Genomic DNA, 25,694 nt, shown 5'->3' on the forward strand with positions numbered 1-25,694 from the left:
TTCCTGTTCAACTATGATTAATGGCAAACAAGATTCAGTAGAAAATTCAACCTGGTTAGGGGATTCTAACAACACAAATTCACAATTAAATTATCAAACAATAGCAGCCTTATTGTTATCAAATCCATTAGTAGAAGATTGCTATGTACATTTGCGTGAGGGCGAATTAATCGCTTATATCGTTTATTCACAGAATCGGTACCCAGAGCAGTTATCCTCTTTTGTACAGTCAAAATTATCAGACAATTTACTGCCAGGTATTTATATTGGCATTTCCTGTCTGCCCTTGACAGCCACAGGTCATGTAGATGAAATATCCCTAAAAAATATAGAGATTGCTGATTCAGGTTTAGCACAATATACCGAAAATAAACTAAAATCTTTGCCAGAAATTGAGCAAGTTGCTGTGGTAGTCACATCCAAAACCGAAAAAAGTTCCCCGCTACATTTATCGGAACTGCTACCATTAAAAGAAAGGGAAACAGTTACAGAAAAAAATCAACAATTTAAAGAAAAGATCCATCAACCAAGTCAATCTTCTAGTTCCCAACTTGCTATCAGTCATGGAAAAGCTTTGATAGAGTCTGAATTACAAGCAAAAACCTTGGCAGAAGCACTTTTAAAATCGGCTCAACATCATCAAAATCAGGGGATTATTTATATTAAAAATAACGATTCTCGGGCTTTTCAAACCTACCCCCAATTATGGAATGAAGCCCAAAGAATCAACAATGGGTTAAAAAAACTTGGTTTGCAGGTTCAAGATAAAGTTATTTTTCAGCTATCAGAAAATTCTGATATTATTCCCGCTTTCTGGGGATGTATTTTAGGGGGATTTATTCCTGTTATTATCTCAGTCCCACCAACCTACAAAGACTTTAATAATGAAATCAATAAAATTTGTCAGGTATGGGAGCTATTAGACCAACCTCTAATTATTACCAATGAAGCCAGACAACAGGAAGTAAAAACTTTAGAAAAATGGCTGTCTAATCAAACCTTAAAAATCAGTTGTATTGAGCAATTAAAAACCCACGCTCCCGCCCAAACTTATCATATAAATCAACCCGATGATCTAGCTTTCTTTAACCTGACATCAGGTAGCACGGGAATCTCTAAATGTGTCGCATTAACCCATAAAAACCTTCTCTCTCGTGCTAGGGGGACTAACCTACTTTGTGAATATAATAACGAAGATATTATCCTCAATTGGTTACCCTTTGACCATATTGGTAGTATTTCTGATTGGCATATTCGCTGTGTTGATTTAGGTTGCCAAATGATATATGTACAAACTGAATATATCTTGGGTCGTCCTCTCAATTGGTTAGATTTAATTAATCAATATCGTATCACCCATAGTTGGGCTCCTAATTTTGCCTATAATCTTATTAATGAAGCCCTGATAAAAGAGACATCCCAAGTTTGGAATTTAGACTCTATTAAATTCTTTTTAGCCGCTGGAGAGTCGGTTTCTAATCAAGCGGTAGGAGAATTTATTGAGAAACTTCATCGGCACTATAATTTGAAAAAAACTGCCGTCCGTCCGGCTTTTGGTATGGCAGAAATGGGGTCAGGAATTACTTATTATCAACCAACAGATGAACAACCTTTATTATTTCATACCATTGATAAATCTTCTTTAAATCAATCCTTAAAACGAGTCCATTCTGAACATCCCAATGCCACAACTTTTACTGATTTAGGATTGCCAATTTCCGGTATTTCTATTAGAATTGTCAATCAAGAAAATGAACTACTTCCAGAGGAAACGATTGGTCATTTACAGGTAAAAGGAGACTCGGTTTCACCAGGTTATTATAAAAACCCTAAAGCCAATCAAGAAGCCTTTTTAGAAGATGGCTGGTTTAAGACAGGAGATTTAGGATTTATTAGTCATGGGCATCTGGTAATTACCGGAAGAAGCAAAGAAACTATTATTATTAACGGGGTTAATTATTACAGTCACGAAATTGAAACAGTTGTTGAAACAATAGAAGGAGTAGAAGCTTCTTATACCGCGGCTTGTGCTGTTAAAGCATCGGGAAATAATTCGGATCAATTAGCCATATTTTTTAGTGCGGAAACCTTTGATAAAAATGATTTAGCTGCTCTGCTTAAAAAGATTAGACAAAAAGTAATTAACAGTTTTGGAGTTAATCCAGAATATTTAATTCCCTTAAATAAAAATGAAATTCCTAAAACTTCTATCGGTAAAATTCAGCGATCGCAGTTAATTAAACGGTTTGAAACAGGTGAATTTAAGCCAATTATTAAAGAAGTAGATATTGTCTTAGAAAATGCTAATACAATTCCAGACTGGTTTTATCGAAAAGTTTGGAAAGCCAAATATCCGGTTAATCTTAAGTTAGCTTTCGGTGAAAATTACACCGTAATTTTTCTTGATCAGTTAGGTTTAGGACAATTCTTAACTGAGCAACTCACGGCAAAAAACTTACCCTATATAGCGGTTTTATCGGCAGATAATTTTTCTCAATTAAGCAGCGATCGCTATACAATAAAACCTGGAGAAACAGAACACTATAGACTATTAATGGAGTCTTTAGCAGAGCAGAACATCACTATTAGCAATGTTATACACCTGTTGGACTATCAGGAATATGAAGGAGAAATTGCTAGTATAGAACAGCTAGAAAAGGCACAAGAGCAAGGAATTTATAGCTTACTATTTCTGGTTCAAGCCCTGGCTAAAATTCAGGATACGGAAAAAACAGTTGAATTACTTTTTGTTTCAAGTTATAGTCAATTAGTTGATCCTAAAGATGATATTGCATATCAAAAATCTCCCGTTTTAGGAATTATCAAAAGCCTAGCCCAAGAAAACCCTTGGTTAAATAGTCGTCATCTTGATTTACCTGTTAATAACTCTGAAGTAAATGGGGCTTATATTCTGCAAGAATTGTTGGTTTTGTCAAGGGAAAGAGAAATTGCCTATCGCCGGGGAATCCGTTTTATCACGGGCTTAGAAAAAGTCAATTTATCCCAACAAACAAAACAAGAATTACCGTTTAAATCAGGAGGAATATATTTAATTACCGGGGGACTGGGAGGAATTGGGATAGAAATTGCCCAATATTTACTCAAAAATTATCAAGCTCGTTTACTATTGATAGGAAAAACCTCCTTACCCGAGAAAAGCAGATGGAATGAGCATCTCAAAAAAGAAGATAAGTATGCCTTAAAAATTAAAAATCTACAAGCATTAGAACAACTTGGGGGAGAAGTTATTTATAAAGCGGTAGATGTGGCTAATTTAACTCAGTTACAGCAAGCGTTAGAACAGGTGAAAGTGCAGTGGCAAGGGGAACTAGATGGGGTGATTCATCTAGCAGGAATTTACCAAGAAAATTTACTTCTAAACGAAACGAAACAAAGTTTAGCAGAAACCCTTCGTCCCAAAGTATTAGGAACTTGGATATTGCATCAACTACTCAAAGAAACCCAGGGAATTTTTATTAGTTTTTCCTCTTTAGCTAGTTTTTTTGGTGGTGCAACTATTGGAGGATATGCTGCTGCTAATAGTTTTTTAGAACATCTAAACGACTATCAAAAATCTCAGAATTTATCCCCAAGTTATTGTTATAGTTGGACAACTTGGCAGGAAACAGGTATAAGTAAAGGCTACCAGATGAAATATTTGACCCAAGCTCAAGGTTATTACGATATGACTGTGCAGCAAGGATTAAATTCATTTTTAGCCGGATTATATCATAACCAAGAACAGTTAATCATTGGTTTAGAAGGCAGTAATCCTAAAATTAGGCGTTTTACATCCCAGTCTGAAGGATTACAAAAATTAACCGCTTATTACACCTTCAAACATTCTGCTAAATCTATTAATTTAGCGGCTAATTTGCTCCTAAAAGATCGCTTTGGAACTCCCTATAACTGTGAATTGCGTCCGCGACAATCCCTACCCCTAAATGACAAAGGTGAAATAGATAGGGAACAATTACTTAATGAAATTCAGCGTCAACAGAATAGGGAATGGATAGTGCCAAGAAATGAGGCGGAAAGTAAAATGGCTCAAATTTGGCAAAACGTGCTAAATTTATCCAAAATAAGTATTAACGACAATTTTTTTGAACTAGGAGGACATTCTCTACTTGCTAGTCAAGTAATATCTCGTTTACGCGATATTTTTTCGGTTGAATTGTCATTGCAAAGTTTATTAGAATACCCAACAATTGCTAGTTTGACTCAAACCATTGAGGTGCTTAATGTAGTACGAAACAATCAAATTTCGATTACAGAAACACAAGCAGATTACGAACAAGGAGAATTATGAAAATCGTAGAATTTTTATCCTACTTAAATAGTTTAGAAATTAAACTTTGGCTAGAAGCAGAAAAGTTAAAATATCAAGCTCCTCCGGGAGTAATGACCGCCGAAATTAAGCAAGAAATTGGAAACAGAAAGACAGAAATTATTGCTTTTTTAAAAATAGCAAAAATATCTGCTCATGCCAGTGAATTGGCTATTACTCCTGTTGGCAGGGATGGAGATTTACCCCTCTCTTTTGCTCAACAAAGAATGTGGTTTCTCCATCAGATGGATAGTCAAAATCCTTCTTACAATGAAAGTCCAACTATCCGTCTAACGGGTAATCTCAATATTGCAGTTTTAGAACAAAGTCTTAATGCTATTATTGAACGCCACGAAATTCTGCGGACAACTTTTCCGATGATTGACGGTAAACCCGTCCAGAAAATTTTACCTTCCCTTCAGATTAACTTAATTGTTGTTAATTTACAAGATTTACCCAGCAATCAAATAGAAGAAATTATTGCTCAAGAACTGCAAAAACCCTTTGACTTAACCCAAGCTCCCTTAGTGCGATTTACCCTCTTAGATTTAAGTCAAGAATCTTATATTTTAGTGCCAGTTATTCATCATATTATTATTGATGGTTGGTCAAAAGGAATATTCTTTAAAGAATTATCTTATTTTTATCAATCTTTCCTGTCAAAAACCCCTGTAAATTTACCTCAACTACCTATTCAATATGCGGATTTTGCTGTCTGGCAACGACAATGGTTACAAGGAGAAATCCTAGAAAATCAACTTAATTATTGGCAAAAACAATTAGCCGATGCTCCGCCTTTATTAGAACTTCCCACCGATCAACCCCGACCTTCTATTCCCACCTTTCAAGGCCATACCCTGAGCTTTCAAATTGACCCCGATCTCACCGATAAACTTAAAACCCTTAGTCAAAGATCGGGTGTGACTCTGTTTATGACTTTGCTGGCTGCTTTCACGACCTTACTATTTCGTTATAGTCATCAAGAAGATATTCTAATTGGCACACCAGTTGCTAACCGTAATCGCCAGGAAATAGAACCCCTAATGGGCTTTTTTGTCAATACTTTAGTGATGAGAAATTCATTGCAAGGAAATCCTACTTTTGGGGAATTATTGCAACAAGTCCGCCAGGGTGTTTTAGGAGCCTACGCCAACCAGGATGTGCCTTTTGAACAGGTTGTAGATGTTTTACAAATAGAGCGGAGTTTAAGTTATAATCCTCTATTTCAGGTGATATTTGCCTTACAAAATGCCCCTTTAGGAGACTTAAACTTACCTGGTCTCAAGGCGACATCCCTAGCCGTAGAAAACGTCAGGGTAAAATTTGATCTCAGTCTCGTTTTAGAAGAAACCGAAACCGAAACAGGAAATTATTTAGAGGGTTTTTGGGAATATAGTAGTGATCTTTTTACCCCCGAAAGAATAACTCGTCTGGTGGGTCATTTTCAAACATTATTAAAGGGTATTGTCACCAATCCTCAGCAACGAGTAGAGGAATTACCGCTATTGACAGAAGCAGAAAAATACCAACTGTTAGTAGACTGGAATCAAACCGAAAGCCCTTATCCCCGTGATCAGTGTATTCACCAATTATTTGAAGAACAAGTTACTAAAAATCCCGATGCTATAGCAATTATTTATGAACAGGAATCTCTTACCTATCAACAGTTAAATCAAAAAGCTAATCAATTAGCCCATTACCTGAAATCTTTAGGAGTAGAAACTGACAGCTTAGTCGGTATTTGTGTAGAACGTTCTTTAGAAATGATTGTGGGATTATTGGGCATTCTCAAAGCAGGTGGAGCCTATGTACCTCTCGATCCAGATTATCCCCAAGAACGCCTAAGCTTTATGCTTACCGATACTCAAGTTAAAGTCCTGTTAACTAAGGAGTCTTTCATCGCCTCTTTTCCAACCCATCAAGCCCGTATCGTCTGTTTAGATAAAGATTGGGAGACTATTAACCAAGAAAGTCAAGATAATCTTAATGGTGCGGTTTCTGCGGAGAATCTAGCCTACATAATTTATACTTCGGGTTCTACGGGAATTCCCAAAGGAGTTGTCGTCAATCATCAAGCAGTGAATCGACTGGTCTTAAATACCAATTATATCCAGTTGACCTCGGATGACCGGATTGTTCAAGCATCCAATATCGCTTTTGATGCAGCCACCTTTGAAATTTGGGGAGCCTTGCTGAATGGAGCTAAGATAGTGATTCTGACCAAATCCCTATTACTTTCGCCCCAAGAATTCGCCCTCAGTCTCAAGGAAAACCAGATCAGTGTCTTATTTTTAACTACAGCCTTATTCAATCAGTTAGCCAGTTTAGTCCCCCAGGCTTTTAGTGAGTTGCGATACCTACTTTTTGGCGGAGAAGCAGTTGATCCGAAATGGGTACAAGAGGTACTAGATAAAGGTGCGCCGGAAAAATTGCTTCATGTTTATGGGCCAACGGAAAATACCACATTTTCGTCTTGGTATTTAGTGGAAGACTTACCCGCTAAGGCGATCACCATTCCGATTGGTCAACCCATTTCTAATACACAAATCTATTTGCTAGACAAAAACCTGCAACCTGTGCCGATTGGTGTGCCGGGAGAGTTATACCTGGGAGGGGCGGGGTTAGCGCGAGGCTATCTGAATCGTTTGGAGTTAACTCAAGAAAGATTTATTCCTCATCCCTTTGAGAATCAAAATTCTAAATTATATAAAACTGGGGATTTAGTTCGTTACCAAAACCAGGGACAAATTGAATTTATCGGTCGGATTGATGATCAAGTAAAAATTAGGGGTTTTAGAATTGAGTTAGGAGAAATAGAAGCGGTTATTACTGACCATCCTCAAGTGCGAAAAGGAATTGTGATGGTCAGGGAAGATGAAGGAGGAACCAAGCGTTTATCTGCCTATATTATTCCTGAAACCTCAGAATTAACCTCCGGCGAATTGCGTCTATTTTTGCAAGACAAGTTGCCCCATTATATGGTTCCAGCGTTCTTAATTTTTTTAGAGGCATTTCCCCTGACAACCAATGGCAAAATTGATCGTCGCGCCCTCCCAAAACCAGAAATTCTGTTAGATAATATCCCTAACCTGGTTATGCCCAGCACAGAGATTGAAAAAACCTTAGCTGATATTTGGCAAACGGTTTTAGGGCTTAAACAAGTTAGCATTAATGACAATTTTTTTGAATTGGGTGGGGATTCAATTTTGGCAATTCAAATTATTGCTAAAGCCAATCAAGTAGGGTTAAAAATTACTCCAAATCAGTTATTTAGTCATCAAACGATTAGTCAATTAGCCACCGTAACCGAAAGGGCTCCCCTGACTGAAACTATCCAGGGTTTAGTTATAGGTAATGTTCCCCTAACTCCCATTCAACAGTGGTTTTTTGAGCAAAATTTACCCGAACCCCATCACTTTAATCAAGCGATGTTGTTGGAGGTTGGCACTAATCTAAAACCTGATTTATTAAAAACGGCTATTGCTCAGTTACTTTATCACCATGACGCCCTACGTTTACGTTTTATAAAACAAGACGGCAAATGGCAACAATATAATAGTGATGATTGGCATTCTTTTACCTTTGAAGTTATAGATTTATCTTGTTTATCTGACCAGGAACAACTCACAACTTTAACCACAATAATAGACAAGCAACAAAGATCATTTAATTTAGAAAAAGGCCCCTTAGTTGCCGTTGTTTATTGCCAATTAGCTAACTCTCTAAAATTATCAATCGTTATCCATCATTTAGCCGTAGATGGTGTTTCTTGGCGGATTCTTCTCGAAGATTTAGCCACCGTCTATCAACAGTTAGAAAAAGGTGAAACTCCCCAATTACCCCCTAAAACTAGCTCCTTTAAAGATTGGGCCGAAGAACTCCAAATTTATGCTCAAAGCCCTGAACTTAAGGCCCCCTTAAACTATTGGTTAACCCAGGATTTTTCTGCTCTGTCCTCCCTTCCCCGCGATTATCAAGCGGATGTCACCGCGAATACCGTGGCCAGTGCTAAAACTCTTTCTTTTTGCTTAACAGAAAATCAAACTCGGGCGCTATTACAGGATGTTCCCCAAGCCTATAACACCCAAATAAATGATGTATTACTAACTGCTTTAATACAAGCCTTTGCCAAGTGGACAAATTTTCCGGCTCTTTTGCTTGACATAGAAGGTCATGGCAGGGAAAATTTAATCAACTCTTTAAATCTGTCGCGGACGGTAGGCTGGTTCACCAGTATTTTTCCCGTTTATCTGACCCTAGAAACGATTAACCATCCAGGTGAATCTCTCAAGTCAGTTAAAGAGCAATTGCGACAAATTCCCCGTCGAGGAGTTGATTATGGGATTGGCTATTATCTCAACTCAGATTTAACCATTCAATCCCATTTACGCAACGCTCCGAAACCCGAAGTTAGCTTTAATTATTTAGGGCAATTTACGGGGGATCAGATAGCAGAGGTCGGCTGGCAATTTTCTAAAGAGTCGAGCGGTTCCATTCATGGTTCTTTGGGCCGACGTTCCCATTTAATTGAGATTAATAGCCTTATTGTCTCAGGTAAACTAGAAATGGAATGGCAATATAGTGAAAATTTTCATCAAAAAACAACCATAGAAAATTTAGCTCATACTTATCAAAAATCTTTAGAAGCCCTGATTAATCATTGTCTATCGGCAGAAGGAGGTTATACTCCCTCGGATTTTCCCGATGCCGATCTTAATCAAACAGAACTAGACGAATTGCTCTTAGAATTAGAGTAATTACAGCAGATTTTGTTTTGATCACAGATGGAAATTTATTAAGTTCTTGCTTAATAATTAATCATTGGTTTAAGCACACAGTAATGTTAACTTATCCGCTCTTAAAACCTCTGGAGGGTTAAAAGTATGCTAGAGTTCTCAATGGAATTTTATTGTTCTGCAACTCATAACACAACGTTAAGGGTTGGCACTTTAGGGCCAAAAGACACTAGCAGTGAACAAACTTTACATTATCTTGTCACCCAATGGCGAGCCGAAAAAATTTCTGTCATCATCCATTTATTTGATACTTTTACAGAACTAAAGCAATCCCTACTTGACGAAGAAATAGACTTGGCATTAGTTCCCCATGCCTATGAAAAAATTAACGATTTTTATATGGAACCGAGTTTTCAATTAGGTTTCATTTTTATTTATCCTACCCCGGTTTATGGGTTAGCCAAACGCAAAAATGTAGAATTAGTTTCTGATGATTGTACCCTAGTCACCCATCCTGCTCCCTTGCCTTTACTACCCTATTTATTGCCAGATTATTTAGACCAAAATAACATTAAAGTCGAGTTAGTTAATTCCACCAGCGCGGCAGCAATTCAAGTAAAGCAAGGATTGGCTGATTTGGCTATTACGAATGAAAATGCCCTGCGAGATAATGATTTAGAATTTATTTCTCAATACGGGGAAATAGAAATGAGTTGGTCTTTATTTCATAAGAAAAAAAATAGTATTTCTCAAGAGAAATCTTTGTTATAGGATGGAAAACCTATTGATATTTTTGCTCTATTTTTGATTGATTAAAAAGAATTAAATTTTTCCATTTTCAACCTAAGCAACTCTTTAAATTATATTACAAAAATCATGTCTCAATTTTTCCCTAATTATGAATTAGTTCAACTGGGTTCAGGCATAGAATTAAAAGTTTTTAACTGTCAGGATACCATTTTTCAATTTGCATCAGTTGAACCTAACGCCCAATTAGAATCTCATCAACATAGAGAAAGCCAGTTAGGAATGATTTTAAATGGTAGTTTAGTCATGGATCTCAATGGCAATAAAACCTTGATGCAACCCTTATCTCATGTCTATGTTGCTGAGTCTAACCTTCTGCATGGAGCGTCTAATCCTTTGCCTCAAATGACCACATCCTTTGACCTAAAACGAATCACTGATGATTCAGAAACATCAATCTTAAAACTTCTCCCCGACGAGGATACTATCACGAATCTACCCTGTCAGTCAGTTACCGGGACTTGGTTTAAAATTTCTATTATTAAAATCCCTTCGGGTTGTCCGATTCCTTCCCATCAATCGGAGCAGGCAGAAATTGGCTTTATTCTCAATGGGGAACTACAAATAACCATAGACAATGAAGAACAATGCTTAAATTCTGATCAAATTTATTATGCCCCATCACAGGTTTTACATCAAGGCAATAATTTATCGAATCAGGAAATTTATTTAATTAAGATTTTGATTTAACTGAAGATGGGGTTTGGGGGATCAAATCTTGTTCTGCAATCAGTTAAATTTTTGCTAATATGAAATCCAATTATAGATGCTACGGATTATCCCTATAACCATCCCTGTAGAGACGTTGCGTGCAACGTCTCTACAGGGGGAGTGTATAGCAAACATTTCACGATGGAATATAATACTTAAAAATAAGGCTAAATTTTATGGATTTGGGATTAAAAAATAAAGTCGCTTTGGTTACGGGTAGTAGTGCGGGTATTGGTTTTACTATTGCTGAAAAATTGGCTGAAGAAGGGTGTAATTTGATTATTTGTGGTCGCAATTCCCAACAGTTGCAAGAAGCGTATCAGTCCCTGATTCAAACCTATCCCTCACAGCAAGTTCTCAGTTTATCCGCCGACGTTCATCAAGCCGAGGATTCAGAGCGACTTGTTCAAGAATCATTGAAAAAATATGGTAGGATTGATATTTTAGTGAATAATTCTGAGGGAGCGAATTTTACAGAAAATTTAATTGAAAACCTTTCTGATGAAGACTGGTTAACGGTTTTTCAGGGTAAATTAATGGGTTATATTCGCTTAACTAATTTAGTATTGCCGAGGATGAAACAGCAACAATGGGGACGAATTATCAATATTATTGGGACTTCAGGGAAAGAACCTTCACCTCGTTTAGTCAAGTCTGGGGTAGTCAATGCCGCATTAATGAATTTTACGAAATCCGTTGCTAGACAATCAGCCACCTCTTGTGTTTTAATTAATAGTATTAATCCCGGAATTATTGATACGCCAAGACATCGAGAATATCTCCAGATTTATGCTGAAAAAGAAGGAACTACCCCCGACATAATCAGGCAGGAAATAATTAAAAGTATTCCGATGAATCGCATTGGTCGCAGTGAAGAATTAGCTAATTTGGCGGTTTTTTTAGCCTCAGAATGTGCTAGTTATATGACAGGTATCACGATTCCTGTAGATGGGGGAATATCTGCTTCAGCTTTTTAGTGATTAATTTAATTCAGTTTTATATTGATTAAGGAAAAAAATTGTGGCTTCTGAAAAATCCAGTTTTAATAAAAAAGATATTGAGTCTATCTATCCCCTTTCTCCGATGCAGTTAGGGATGCTGTTTCATACCTTATATAATTCCGAATCTAAGGTTTATTTATCGCAAATTTTAATCACCTTATCCGGTAATCTTGATCCTAAAGCTTTTGAATTAGCTTGGCAGCAAGTTGTTGACCGTCATGGCATTTTTCGCACTTGCTTTGCCTGGAAAAAATCAAAACAACCTCTGCAAATTGTGAGAAAAAAGGTGATCATCCCCTGGGTTAATTATGATTGGCGATCGCTCTCTCCCATCGAACAGAAAAAACAACTTCATGATTTTTTAAAAGCAGATCAGGATAAATATTTTGAACTGGATAAAGTTCCCTTAATCCGATTTGCATTAATTCGCTTAGAAGATCAAAAATACGAATTTATAAATACAGGTCATCATATTTTATCTGATGGTTGGGGAATCGCGATCGCCTTAAAAGAAGCCTTAGAGTTTTATACTGGAATCATTCAAAATCAGCCCGTAATTCTGCCCGCACCTCGTCCCTATCAAGATTATATTAATTGGATACAACGGCAAGATCAAACCCAAGCAGAAAACTTTTGGCGACAAAATCTTCAAGGATTTACTTCATCCACTCCCTTAACCGTAGATAAACCCGTTAATAATCTAGTTTCTCAGGGTAAAACCTATACCAATCAAGAATTTCAACTATCTAGGGAAATCACGATCACCCTTAAACAACTAGCTAAAGAAAATCATCTGACCCTTTCCATCTTTATTCAAGCTGCTTGGGCCTTACTATTACACCATTATAGTAGCGAGTTAGATGTGGTTTTTGGCGCGACTGTTTCCGGTCGTCCCCCCAGTTTTAAAGGCATTGATTTAATGGTAGGAATATTTATAAATACCTTACCAGTGCGAGTTAAAATTGATCCTAAAATCAGGTTAATTCCCTGGTTACAACAGTTACAAAAAGAACATTTAGAACGGGATAACTATGCCTACAGTCCCCTAGTAGATATTCAGAAATGGAGCGAAATTCCCGCGCCTAAATCGGTGTTTGAAAGTTTTGTAGTTTTTGAAAACTTACCCTTTAGTGATGTCCAGCAACAGTCTATTCATGGATTGCAATTAGGTGAAATGCGAGATAATGGCCATGCTGATTATCCTTTAACCTTAATTGTTACCCCAGGTGAGACATTAACGGGCAAAATTATCTATCCTCAAGAACGTTTTGAAGATCAGGTGATTGAGCGGATGATCGGTCATTTTCAAACCCTATTAGCAGGAATGGCTGATCATCCCCAGGCGATGATTCAGGAATTACCGATTTTAACCCCAACAGAACGTCAATTATTGTTAGTTGACTGGAATCAAACCACTCCTGAAAATCCACTACAAGCCTGTGTTCAGCAATTATTTGAACAACAAGTGATCAAAACTCCTGATAGTTTAGCCGCCGTTTTTCAAAACCAAAAGTTAACTTATCAAGAATTAAATCAACAGGCTAATCAACTTGCGAATTACTTACAAAAAAAAGGGATAGACCCCCAAAGTTTAGTCGGTATTAGTTTAGAACGTTCTATTGAGGTAGCGATCGCCATTTTAGCTGTGTTGAAAGTTGGCGGAGTTTGTGTACCCTTAGACCCCAGCTATCCCCCAGAAAGACTCAATTATATTCTACAAGATACCCAAATTAACTACTTATTAACCCAAAAAGATTGTCAATCTTTATTAACCTCCCCAAATATTAAACACGTTATTTTACTCGATCAAGAATGGCCAGAAATTAGCTTGGAATCCCCGACTAATCTGGATATTCCGATGGCGTTAACCGATTTAGCCTATATCATTTATAGTTCTGGATCTACAGGGGTTCCCAAAGGAATTATGATCCCCCATCAATCCCTCACTAATCTGATTGAACATCATCGGGCTAAAATGTCACCGGCGAGGAACTTCTTGCAATTTGCTCCTTTTAATTTTGATGTGAGTTACCATGAAATGTTTGCAGCTTGGTGTTTAGGGGGAACCCTATTTATTACTCCTAATGAGTCCCGACTCGATCTGGTAAAACTCACTGATTTACTCGCTAATAACCCTATCCACAAAGCAATTTTACCCGTTACTTTATTACAACAACTCATCGAAACCTATAGCGAACAACCCCAGGTATTTGCTAACTTCTGTGAAATTATTTCCGCCGGAGAACAACTACAAATTGCCCCATCCATGATAGCTTTATTTAAGCAACTTAAAAAGTGTACCCTGTATAATTTTTATGGCCCCACAGAAGCAGATTTGGTCACCAGTTATCCGTTTGATCAACAACCGGATCATTGGCCTCAATATGTACCGATTGGTAAAGCCGCTGTCAACGTTAAAGTTTATCTTTTAAACTACTATCTGCAACCCGTTCCCATTGGCATTATCGGTGAATTATATGTCGCTGGCGGTGGGTTAGCTCGGGGTTATTTTAATAATCCTGAATTAACCCAGGAAAAATTTATTCCTAACCCTTTTCAGGAAAATTCTTTTCTGTATAAAACTGGCGATTTAGCCCGTTATTTACCCAATGGTGATCTGGAATATTTAGGTAGAATAGATGATGTGGTCAAAGTTAGAGGTTATCGAATTGAATTAGGAGAAGTGGAGGCTATCTTAAATCAATATCCCCAAATTGTTCAGGGAGTGGCGACAGTTCAAGGTGAAACGGCTCGGGAAAAATATCTAGTTGCTTATTTTATTCACCGCCCAGGAATAACTATTAATATTGCCGAATTACGTCGGTTTTTAGGGCAATGGCTACCCGAATATATGATTCCGTCTGCTTTCGTACCGATGGCATCTTTTCAGCTAAGTCCTAATGGCAAAGTAGATCGTCAAGCCTTACCCATAGTTGATCAAAATCAAGTTTTATTAACACAAACTTACACCGCACCTCGGAGTCCCATTGAAGAAGTCATGACGGAAATTTGGGCCGAAATTTTAGGGATAGAAAAAGTCGGGATTGAGGATGATTTCTTCATTTTAGGGGGACATTCTTTAAAAGCAATTCAACTGATTAGTAAAATTCGGCAAACCTTAGAATTAGAAGTTTCTGTGCGTCAACTCTTTAATCATCCAACAATCGCCCAATTAGTAAAAGAAATGAGTCAATCGGTGGGAGACGAAAATTTGCTGAACGAAATTGCCATTACAGTTCAAGAAATTGCTAAAATGTCTCCTGAAGAAGTCAAAACCTTATTATCCCAGGATTAAGCAATACCCTTGTGATTAAGGTTTGAAAAAAAGTATCTCCCAATCTCATTAAAAACAATGAACAATCATCTTTTCGATTTAACAGCTAAAGTTGCCATCATTACCGGAGCCGCTAGAGGTATTGGTAAAGTTATCGCCCAGGGTTTAGCTCAAGCCGGGGCTAAGGTTGTGATTGCCGATATAAATCAAACAGAGGCTGAACAAACCGCTAAACTGATTCAACAAGCAGGGGGGGAAGCGGTGGCAATTTACACCGATGTTTGTAATCGTCAAGATTGTCTGAATTTAATTGAACAGGCGATCGCCCATTATGGTCAACTCGATATTATGGTCTGTAATGCCGGGATTGAAATTCTCAAAACCACCGATGAATTAGATGAATCAGAATGGGATTCTGTGATTAATGTTGACTTAAAAGGCTATTTTAATTGCGCTCAATTGGCAGCAAAACAAATGGTTAAACAGGGTAAAAAAGGCTCAATTATTATGAATTCTTCTATTGCTAGTATCGTCGCTGTTCCCAAATCATCCGGGGCCTATACCGCCGCTAAAGGGGGCGTTAATCAACTTGCAAGAACGATGGCTGTAGAATTAGGAAAGCAAGACATTCGCGTTAATGTTTTTGCCCCTGGTTATATGAATAATATGATGGCAGGAACAGAAGGTTTGCGTTCAACGCCCGATGAAATGAATGAACTTTATACCAGAATTCCCATGAAACGCACCGGTGAATTATCAGAATTAATTGGCCCTGTCATATTTTTAGCTTCCGACGCATCTTCCTATGTGACAGGAGCAATTTTAATGGTAGACGGAGGCTATACAGCCATTTAGCATCTGCTTAACATGGGAAAACGAATGGTTTAGGAAGTATTACCCCTGTAGCCTGTTCCCCTTTCCTTGCTCAAGAATTTTGAACACAACTCAAATAGGATTGCTATAGCTATTGATTATGACTAATAACTTTCAAGATAAACAAAAACTACTGAGACTTTTACTGCAAAAAAAAGGGATTGGATTAAAAGCCCATACTATCCCCCTAAGAGATATTTCTCAGCCACTCCCCCTGTCATTTTCCCAGGAAAGATTGTGGTTTCTTTATCAATTAGAAGATCAAGGCTATACCTATAATATGCCTTTTCGTCTTCAAATAAAAGGCAATTTAGAAGTTGAAATATTAAGAAAATCCCTAGAAAGTATTGTCCAACGCCATGATGTCTTGCGTACCAGTTTTCAAGAAGTAGATGAAATTCCCCAACAAATTATTAATCCAAAAATTTCATTAAATTTACCCTTAATTCATTTAGAATCTTTATCTTTAAGCCAACAAACCGAAGAAGTCAATCGATTAACCCAGCAAGAAATTTATACGCCATTTGACCTAACTCAAGCTCCCTTAATGCGAACTTTAGTAGTCAAATTGAGCGAAGAATCTCATATTTTATTTCTCAGTTTACATCATTCTGTTTTTGATGGTTGGTCAATGAAAGTTTTATTACAAGAACTTTCTAGTTTATATCAAGCCTTGCTGAAACAAGAAGCTAATCCTTTACCCGATTTACCGATCCAATATGGGGATTTTACGGTATGGCAAAGGCAGCAACTACAAGGAGATAAATTAACCCAGCAAACCACTTATTGGCAACAACAATTGGCGGGTATTCCTCCCCTATTAGAACTCCCTTGGGATTCTCCTCGTCCTCCCTTACAAAGTTTTAAGGGTGATAGTTGTAAATTTAAACTCAATGCCGAATTAAGTCAACAACTTAAAACATTAAGTCAAAACTCCGCTACTACTCTCAATATGACTTTATTAGCGGCCTTTAGTGTTTTACTATATCGCTATAGTCATCAAGAAGATATTGTGATTGGTATTCCTTCGGGTAACAGGCAATTTCCTGAAATTGAACCGTTAATTGGCTGTTTTATTAATACTTTAGTGATTCGGAGTCATTTAACTGAAAATCTTTCTTTTCAAGCCCTGCTTGCCCAAGTTAAACAGGTAGTTTTAGAGGCCTATGAGCATCAAGATTTGCCCCTAGAGAAAGTGGTAGAAATCGTTAATCCTGAGCGAAATATTAGCTATAGTCCGCTATTTCAAGTCATGTTTTCCTGGGAAGATAAACTACATATAGATAATTTTGCGATCGCCGATTTACAATTAACACCTGTTCCCCTCAATGCCCTAATTGCTCAATTTGATTTAACCCTAGCCATGCAGGAAACTACCGAAGGTTTAGTGGGTTCCTTTGATTATAATTGTGCTTTATTCAATCAAGATACCATTGAGCGTTTAATTAATCACTTTCAAACTTTATTAGCAGGTATCGTTATTAATCCAAAGCAACAGATTGAATTATTACCCCTGGTTAGCGATGCAGAATCTCAATTATTTAACCAATGGAACAATACTAATACACCGGAAAAACCCAACATTTGTATTCAGGAATTATGGGAAAATCAGGTTTTTAAAACCCCCCTGGCGATCGCCCTAGAAAGTGACACAGAAAAAATAACCTATCAAACCTTAAATGAACGCGCCAATCAACTCGCTAATTATCTACAATTCCAAGGAGTTAAACCTGGTTCTTTTGTTGGTATTTATTTAGAGCGATCGCCCTCTATCATCATCGCCCTATTAGCCATTTTGAAAGCGGGTGGAGCCTATCTTATTTTAGGAGAAGATTATCCCCAAGAGCGGTTAGAATTTATTTTAAATGATGCCCAGATAGGGGTATTAATCACTCAAAATAGCCTCAAGAATTTAGTCAGTAACCATCAAGCTAAAGTTGTTTGTCTCGACACAGAAGCCCAGGCAATTGCAACCTACAACCCAGAAAATTTAGCCAACTCCATCACCCCCAAGGATTTAGCTTATCTGATTTATACATCAGGTTCGACAGGAAATCCCAAAGGAGTTATGATCGAACATCAAAGTTTAGTGAATCACAACTTAGCAATAATTAAAGCCTACAATTTAACCGAACAGGATCGGGTTTTACAATTCGCTACTTTTACCTTTGATGTTGCCGCCGAAGAAATTTTTCCCACACTTTTAAGCGGTGCAACATTAATCCTGCGACCTCAAATATTCTTTCCAACTTTTAGGGATTTTACCCAATTTATTCAGCAAAAACAATTAACAATTATTAATCTTCCCGCGACCTATTGGCACGAATGGGTTTTAGATTTGTTCCACAGTAACATACCCCTAGCAAAATCCTTACGTTTAGTGATTACTGGAAGTGAAGAAGTGTTATCAGAACGATTAACCCTTTGGCAAAAAATAGTCGCTAATCATCAACGAGATGACCTAATTTGGCTGAATGCTTACGGCCCGACAGAAGCAACAATTACTACTACTTTATTTAACCCTAACTTGAAGAATCAAAAGACTCAAATTCATTCTGTTTCCATTGGTAAACCCATCAATAATACCCAAGTTTATATCTGCGATCGCCATCTGCAACAACTTCCTATTGGAATTCCAGGAGAATTATTAATTGGGGGGTTAGGATTAGCCCAAGGCTATCTCAATCGAGAGGATTTAACGACTGAAAAATTTATTACCCATGCCTTTAATGGGTCTCAAACCCTGCGTTTATATAAAACAGGAGATTTAGCCCGTTATCAGCCCGATGGCAATATTGAATTTTTAGGAAGAATTGATCATCAAGTCAAAATTCGCGGTTTTCGCATTGAAATCGGGGAAATTGAAGCCGTCTTAGCAGAATACCCTGGCATACAAGCCAACGCCGTTATTGTCAGAGAAGATGAAACCAATAATAAACAATTAGTTGCCTATATTGTACCGGAATTGCCATCTATAGAAATTCCAAAATTGCGAGGTTTTTTGAAAGAAAAGTTACCGAATTATATGATTCCTTCCTTTTTTGTAGAGCTTAAAGAATTGCCCCTAATGAGTAGTGGGAAAATTGATCGTCATGCTTTACCAATACCGATAAAAAATGATCAAAATCAAACCTTAATTCTGCCCCGCACCCCTACGGAAAAAATCGTCACTGATATTTGGCAAGAGGTTTTAGGCTTAACGACAATTAGTATTTCTGAGAACTTTTTTGACCTAGGAGGACATTCCTTAAAAGCAGTTCAGGTTATCTCTCGATTGCGGGAAAAATTATCAATTAATATCCCCTTAAATTATCTTTTTGCTGAACCAACAATCGCCGGATTAGCCACCCATTTAGATAATCACCTGGCTCAAACTTTACCCGATGATTTTGATAAGGCTCAAACTCCCAATTGGCAAACAGAAATTATTTTAGATGATGCCATTCAACCGCCGAACCAGGATCATCAATTTACTGCCCATCCTGTTAATATTTTGCTAACGGGAGTGACTGGTTTTCTCGGTATTCATTTACTAGCAAAACTATTAGAAAAAACTGAAGCAAATATTTATTGTCTAATTCGTAGTCATCATTTAGAGGCAGCCCAAGCTAAAATCAACGATAAATTGAAAACCTTTCAATTGGGCAATGAAAATCAAAGTCAGCGCATTATTCCTGTCATCGGTGACTTATCCCAAAAATATTTAGGATTGTGTGAGCCGGATTTTTTAGAACTAGCAGAAAAAATTGATATTATTTATCATAATGGGGCTTGGGTCAATGCTTTATATCCCTATTCTATTCTCAAACCTGCCAACGTTTTCGGCACAGAAGAAATCCTCAGACTCGCTTGTTTAAATAAAACTAAACCCGTCCATTTTATCTCGACTATTTCTGTTTTTTCGGCCGCCTATGCCCAAGGTAATTTAATCCAAGAATCCGATCCCCTGGGTATCAATCATGGACTCAATGCGGGTTATACCCAAAGTAAATGGGTAGCAGAAAAATTAATTTTAGCAGCACGTCAACGGGGTTTACCCATTACAATTTTTAGAGCTTCTCGTATTATTGGTGATAGTAAAACGGGGATTTGTAACACTCAAGATTTATTTTGTCGTATGATTAAAGGCTGTATTCAATTAGGAATGGTTCCCGATTTTGGGGATAGTAGTGAAGACCTAACTCCGGTGGATTATGTTAGTGCGGCGATTGTGCATTTAGCCCATCAAGAAACCTCTTTAGGGAAAGCATTTCATCTGCTAAATTCCCATCCCACCCCCAATAATAATTTATTTAATTCCATTCGGGAAATGGGTTATCCTTTAGAGTCAGTATCTTTTGAAAAATGGCGATCGCATTTAGCAGAACACTGTAAAATAAATCAAGATAATGTCTTAGCACCAGTCCTTAGTAACTTCTCTGATAATCATGTCGAACAAGGGAATCCTCCCCAATTTGACTATCAGAATACCCTAATGGGATTGAAAGAAACTAACCTTAATTTTCCGCCCATAGACAACTCCTTATTAAAAACTTACTTTGATTATTTTGTTCAAAGTGGTTACTTAATACCACCAAAGTCTTTATGAGAACGATTAATCAAACATCTTTAAGCAAACATTTTGTCATACTCAACTACAAGAGTTTGTGCACTTTTTTCCCAAGTAAACCGCTCAACAACCCTTGCTCGTCCCGCTTTTCCCATAGATTGACTAAGATTGTCGTTCATTAATAACTGTAAAATTGCCTCAGCTAAAGCATCCGCGTCACTCCTTGCAACCAATAAACCCGTTTTTCCCGCCTCTACAATTTCTGGAAAAGCACCACTATCGGTCGCTACAACAGGCAATTCCATCGCCATCGCTTCCACTAAGGGAATACCAAATGGCTCATTCCAAACAGAGGGAAAAACAAAAATGTCAGCATCTTGATAATGTTCCACTAAATCGAGTTGTTCTAATGGGCCCAAAAAACAAACCGAATCTATTGCCTGGGGAGAAAGAATTTGTCGTAGTTTTTGACTATATTCGCCCTGATAAAACGGAGTAAGAGCCTGAACGTGAGGGTCTTCCATATTCATCATTTGTAGGGGTATTACTGCAAACTTGCCTTCTGGCCCCACCAGTTTAAGCCGTACCTGGGGATACTTTAACACTACTTTATTAAAGGCTTCTAATAAAATATGCACCCCCTTTTCAGGTGAAATCCTTCCCACAAAAAGCAGGGTTTTAACTTCATTTTGTTTATTTTTTCTTGCTTCCTGATTAACCACAAAATGATTAATATCTACGCCATTAAAAATAGTTTGACAAGGGATATTTGGAAAACTGTCACGAATTTTTTGGGTAATATAATCACTACAACCAATGACTAAATCCACGGCTTTTAATTGTTGTTCAATTAGCTGATGATCAAGTTGACTTAACCACTCAGTTTGTAAATAAATGACAATTTTAGCTTGCGGATTAAAGGCTCGAATAAGTGGGGCAACATGAAAAGCAAAATTAATCTGAATAATATCGCAATCTTGGGATTGTAAATCCTTAGCTACCTGCCAATAATATTTAAAATTACAAAACTTTGATGCAAAAAAAGGACGTTTAGCAGGGAATATTTGCCAATCATCTAGCACCAGTAATAAATCAAAGAGTTGATCAATAAAATTATTATTAATCCTGCGGTAAGTAATGCCATCCTCCGTATATTCTAATTCCTGGTGATGGGGAGCTTTTGAACCGTAGGAAATAAGCTGATGGGAGTGAGCCAGGCGGAGGGCTAACTGGTAACAAAGAATCCCCGAACCAATTTTTGGCGGTTCACCGAGAGACCAGGGATAATCGAAGAAGGCAATCTTCATATTTTTTGAATAATCATGATTTAGAGCAGATTGCGTTGTGATCACAGACAAATTGTCGTAGGGATATATTATGTCCCTACACTGTAAGGGATTTAGCAACAAAGCGTTCCGACTTTGATTATTTCACAAAATTGTCTTTATGGCAATCGCCAAGCAATAAAAATCAATCGGTATGATAACCTAACTTGACAAAGTATTGAGATTAATTTAGAGTATCTGGTTGATTGTTAATTTAATTATCTAAAAAACAGTCCACACCAGAAAAAATAGTTACTATCATGGCCGATGCTTATCAACTATTGAATATGATATGATTAATCAATCTCTAATTCTGGAGATAAGTATTAAAACCTTTAATATCCCCGCACATTACAGCAGGAAAAATGATGGACGTTTCGGCAACAAGCGCGACAAATATTAATCCCAAAGATGATAGCCAGAATTTTAATCAGTTTCTTCAAAAGATTTTAGCTTTTATCCAAGTTTATTGGTATCCCATAGAATCGCAAAACCGAGCTTTTTCAGAAGTTATTCGCTCTTGGGGAATGCTGTTTTTATTACTATTGTTATTAGTTGGTCTTGTTGGTTTTAATGCTTTTAATAGTTTTGTTTTTCGAGACTTAATTGACTTTACGGAAGCAAGGAATTTACCGAAACTAACTCATTCGTTAATTATTTATAGCATGACTCTGATAGGCATGGTTGTCGTATCAGGATTTTCCAAATTTATCAAAAAAAGAATCGCACTGGACTGGTATCAATGGATTAACCAGAAAATATTACAGCAATATTTTAAGAACCGTGCCTATTATCAAATTAACTTTCAAGAGAAAATTCCCAATCCCGATCAACGATTAGCCCAGGAAATTGAACCGATCGCCCGAATGACCCTGGACTTTTTGACAACCTGTTTTGAAAAATTAATAGAGATGTTGGTTTTTATCACGATTCTCTGGTCAATTTCTAGTACCATTGCTATTGTCCTTTTTATCTATACAGTGATTGGTAATATTCTTGCCACTTATATCGTTCAACAAATTAATAAAATTAATAAACAGCAATTAGAAGTGGAAGCCAGCTATAATTATTCCCTAACTCATATTCGAAATCATGCCGAATCTATTGCTTTTTTCCGAGGCGAAGAAAAAGAACTCAATATTATTCAACGTAGATTTAATCAAGTCATTGACGTAACTATTGGTAAAATTGGTTGGGAGAGAACCCAGGAATTTTTCAATAAAGGTTATGAAGCTTTTATTCAAATATTTCCCTTCCTAATTGTTTCTCCTTTATACGTTATTGGAACTATCGAATTAGGAGAAGTTAATCAAGCCAGCTATGCCTGTTATTTCTTTTCCACTGCCCTGGCGGTATTAGTAGATGAATTTGGTAAATCGGGTGAATTTATCAATTATATTGAGCGTTTAGACGATTTTTCCCAAGCCTTAGCCAGCGTCAGTCAAACCTCTAATCAAGTTAACACGATTCAAGTTATAGAAAATGATCATCTGGCTTTTGAAGATGTCACCCTACAAACCCCCGATGCCGCCAAAGTCATTGTTGAACATTTATCTCTAGCGATCGAACCAGGCAAAGGTTTATTAATCGTTGGCCCCAGTGGTCGGGGAAAAAGCTCCTTATTACGCGCCATTTCCGGCTTGTGGAATGTCGGTACAGGGGATTTAATTCGGCCGCCCTTAGATGATATTTTATTTTTACCACAGCGTCCCTATATTATCTTAGGAACCTTGCGTGAACAGCTAATCTACCCTCAAACAAATAATCCGATTAGTGAATTAGAATTAAAAGAAGTTTTACAACAGGTTAACCTAGGAAATGTCATTGATCGGATTAAAAATTTTGATGAAGAAATGCCCTGGGAAAGTATTTTATCTTTGGGAGAACAGCAACGTTTAGCCTTTGCACGCTTATTAATTAATCGTCCTGATTTTGTTATATTAGATGAAGCCACCAGTGCCCTAGATTTAAAAAATGAAGATCAACTATACAAACAGTTACAGGAAACAGGTAAAACATTTATTAGTGTCGGACATCGAGAAAGTCTATTTAACTATCATCAAAAAGTGTTAGAACTTGCCGAAGATTCTAGTTGGCGTTTAGTAGATATTGCAGATTATCACTCAACGGCAATAACAGTCAGCAAATCTCCGCAAACTCAAGCAACTTCTGAACCGATTGAAATTTTAGTAGAAATCGAAGGGAAAGCTCAATTTTCCCATCAACAGATGCAGGGATTAACCGCTTACAGCCTCAGCACGATCAGAAATAAAGCCAGTCGAGGACAAACAATTACGGCTAATGATGGTCTTAGCTATCGTTACGATAAATCTCCTGATATATTAAAATGGGTAAGGGTTTAGTAGCTTACCTTCATTGATAGCTAAAAAATCTACTTTTCTGCTTTTAAAAACTTTAATTCTATCTCAGTGATGATCACTAATATTGTGAATCTCCCTTTAAACCACCCCAAATTCCCAGAATTCGCTAAATTATAAGGAGGTAGTGTTGATTATGGAAGGACAATATGACCAGTACCAGTAATTTCCGTCAAGCTGTACGAGAGGCTAGAAATGAGGCTATTGTTGGCCCAAATGTGATTGCTAACGCCTTACCCTATGTGGGCGGCGGGTTAATCCTTACGGCTCTTGGAACTTTTGGGGGTCTGAACGTTTTAGCTACAAACCCCGGATTGTTTATGACAACCATCTGGGTTGCCTTCATTGCCCAAATCGCTTTGTTTTTTGTGGCTTCGGGTATCGCCAGCAAGGGTAACAATCAAGCGGCTTTACCCCTATTAGCAACCTATAGCCTACTGACAGGCTACACCCTCACAGGTCTGGTTGCCCTGGCTTTGGGCACAAGTGGCGTTGGCATGAATGGAATTGGGGTAGCGGCTTTAGGATGTGGAGTCACCTTTATCGGGGCGCGTTCGATTGGGTCTAACCTCTCCGAGTCCGATGGCATGGCTTTGAGCAAAACCATTAGTTTAGGAATTATTTCCCTATTCGTGGTGATTTTAGCTCAATTTGTCCTCGGTTTCTTTGGAATTATTACCCCTTCCTGGTTAGAAATTGGGATTTCTGGCCTGGGAGTGCTCCTATTTGTGGGGGCGGCTGTTGTTGACTTCTATTTGCTTCCCCGGGCTTACACCGACAAACAGTATTTATCCGCCGCATTATCGATGTATTTGACCTACATCAACCTGTTTATCTTTATTCTGCGCCTACTGATTGCCTTTAATCGGGATTAATCTTTGCCAGAATAGATTTCTAGGCCTATTAAGCGGGTGAGTTGTGCCTCACCCCTTTTTATTGGCGTTTTTCTCCATGATTTCTCGGAGATACGATGTTCTTTTTTGCTGACAAAGTTCCGTATAATTTCTGATGCAAAAACCCAGGAATTAGGCTATTAATAGATTAGAGCTTAAATCAAGGTAGTTTGGGCTTTAGTAATATGCTTTTGTGACTTCCTGGCAGTATGTCACATTTGGGTTGGTGCTTTCCCGTGGTGGCTGGGTGAAGGTGCCAATCTATTTATTTTAGCAGGGTGAATCTGAGTTAATTGTTAATCTTGAAAATAGGGAAACTTTAATTCAGGGGTTTTCGTCAAATATACAGTGTAGCCTGACTTAATCATGATAGGGATGTATCTACTAATATACACCCTTTGAGAGTCTAAAAAATGTTCACTGTTTCAACCTTGTGCTTTTCTGGAAATTTTAATTTAACCCTCGTTTGGCTGAACTTGTGCTTAGGAAATACTTCTAGGATAGTTTTTGCGTTTAAAAATAAGGTTAAATTCCTTTCTCTTGATCCACACCAGAATGGGATTTTTTCAAACATTAAAATTTTCGCTCAATTTCATACTCTGAGTTTAGTCTTAGATCAATTAATTAGACTATTATTTTATACTCAACTGCTAGACCGGAATAATCAACGGTTTAAAATCTGTTGTCTAATTTTACTGGAATTTGTGATCGCTAATTCTACTGAATTTAGCCCTCGGTAAAAATGGTTAGAAGACCGAAAAAAAATATCTCAGATCACCGGATATTCAGTAACCGTTCTTGAATAGATAATTGTCTAAAA

12 protein-coding genes are annotated in these 25,694 nt (G+C 37.4%); 11 read left to right on the forward strand and 1 reads right to left on the reverse strand.

Annotated features, from left to right (window positions below; translation table 11 throughout):
- Positions 1–13: 13 nt before the first annotated feature.
- The 8 genes from PL11201_RS22240 to PL11201_RS22275 all read left to right on the forward strand — a co-directional run bounded on the left by PL11201_RS22240 (position 14) and on the right by PL11201_RS22275 (position 20,317).
- Positions 14–4,309, forward strand: coding sequence for an SDR family NAD(P)-dependent oxidoreductase (locus PL11201_RS22240; RefSeq protein ID WP_079681014.1), 4,296 nt, complete (start codon positions 14–16; stop codon positions 4,307–4,309).
- A complete protein-coding gene (locus PL11201_RS22245; protein ID WP_079681015.1) occupies positions 4,306–9,084 on the forward strand; it encodes a non-ribosomal peptide synthetase in 4,779 nt (1,592 codons plus the stop codon). Before PL11201_RS22240 ends, PL11201_RS22245 begins: the two co-directional genes overlap by 4 nt.
- A gap of 126 nt (positions 9,085–9,210) precedes the next feature.
- On the forward strand, positions 9,211–9,834 hold the full coding sequence (locus PL11201_RS22250; RefSeq protein WP_079681016.1) for a type 2 periplasmic-binding domain-containing protein: 624 nt from the start codon (positions 9,211–9,213) through the stop codon (positions 9,832–9,834).
- A 105-nt stretch (positions 9,835–9,939) separates the two neighbouring features.
- The gene (locus PL11201_RS22255; RefSeq protein ID WP_079681017.1) at positions 9,940–10,560 is read left to right on the forward strand and encodes a cupin domain-containing protein; all 621 of its coding nucleotides are present in this window, start codon (positions 9,940–9,942) and stop codon (positions 10,558–10,560) included.
- Between the two features lie 197 nt (positions 10,561–10,757).
- On the forward strand, positions 10,758–11,558 hold the full coding sequence (locus tag PL11201_RS22260; protein ID WP_079681018.1) for an SDR family oxidoreductase: 801 nt from the start codon (positions 10,758–10,760) through the stop codon (positions 11,556–11,558).
- Positions 11,559–11,601: 43 nt separating this feature from the next.
- The gene (locus PL11201_RS22265; RefSeq protein WP_200816836.1) at positions 11,602–14,877 is read left to right on the forward strand and encodes a non-ribosomal peptide synthetase; all 3,276 of its coding nucleotides are present in this window, start codon (positions 11,602–11,604) and stop codon (positions 14,875–14,877) included.
- Positions 14,878–14,934: 57 nt separating this feature from the next.
- Positions 14,935–15,711, forward strand: a complete 777-nt coding sequence (locus tag PL11201_RS22270) for an SDR family NAD(P)-dependent oxidoreductase (protein ID WP_079681020.1) — start codon at positions 14,935–14,937, stop codon at positions 15,709–15,711.
- A 118-nt stretch (positions 15,712–15,829) separates the two neighbouring features.
- Positions 15,830–20,317, forward strand: coding sequence for a non-ribosomal peptide synthetase (locus tag PL11201_RS22275; protein ID WP_079681021.1), 4,488 nt, complete (start codon positions 15,830–15,832; stop codon positions 20,315–20,317).
- Positions 20,318–20,337: 20 nt separating this feature from the next.
- Here PL11201_RS22275 and PL11201_RS22280 read toward each other — a convergent pair whose 3' ends face one another.
- On the reverse strand, positions 20,338–21,585 hold the full coding sequence (locus PL11201_RS22280) for a glycosyltransferase family 4 protein (RefSeq protein ID WP_079681022.1): 1,248 nt from the start codon (positions 21,583–21,585) through the stop codon (positions 20,338–20,340).
- A 383-nt stretch (positions 21,586–21,968) separates the two neighbouring features.
- Between PL11201_RS22280 and PL11201_RS22285 the strand changes: the two genes are divergently transcribed.
- The 3 genes from PL11201_RS22285 to PL11201_RS22295 all read left to right on the forward strand — a co-directional run bounded on the left by PL11201_RS22285 (position 21,969) and on the right by PL11201_RS22295 (position 25,614).
- Positions 21,969–23,966 (forward strand): ABC transporter ATP-binding protein/permease, encoded by a 1,998-nt coding sequence (locus tag PL11201_RS22285; protein WP_234996801.1) that lies wholly within the window; start codon positions 21,969–21,971, stop codon positions 23,964–23,966.
- Positions 23,967–24,130: 164 nt separating this feature from the next.
- Positions 24,131–24,856, forward strand: coding sequence for a Bax inhibitor-1/YccA family protein (locus tag PL11201_RS22290; RefSeq protein WP_079681024.1), 726 nt, complete (start codon positions 24,131–24,133; stop codon positions 24,854–24,856).
- A gap of 431 nt (positions 24,857–25,287) precedes the next feature.
- Positions 25,288–25,614 carry a hypothetical protein gene (locus tag PL11201_RS22295; protein WP_079681025.1) on the forward strand — a complete coding sequence of 109 codons (327 nt, stop codon included), beginning with the start codon at positions 25,288–25,290 and terminating at the stop codon, positions 25,612–25,614.
- Positions 25,615–25,694: the final 80 nt, after the last annotated feature.

This window comes from Planktothrix sp. PCC 11201, from assembly GCF_900009135.1.
GTDB lineage: Bacteria > Cyanobacteriota > Cyanobacteriia > Cyanobacteriales > Microcoleaceae > Planktothrix.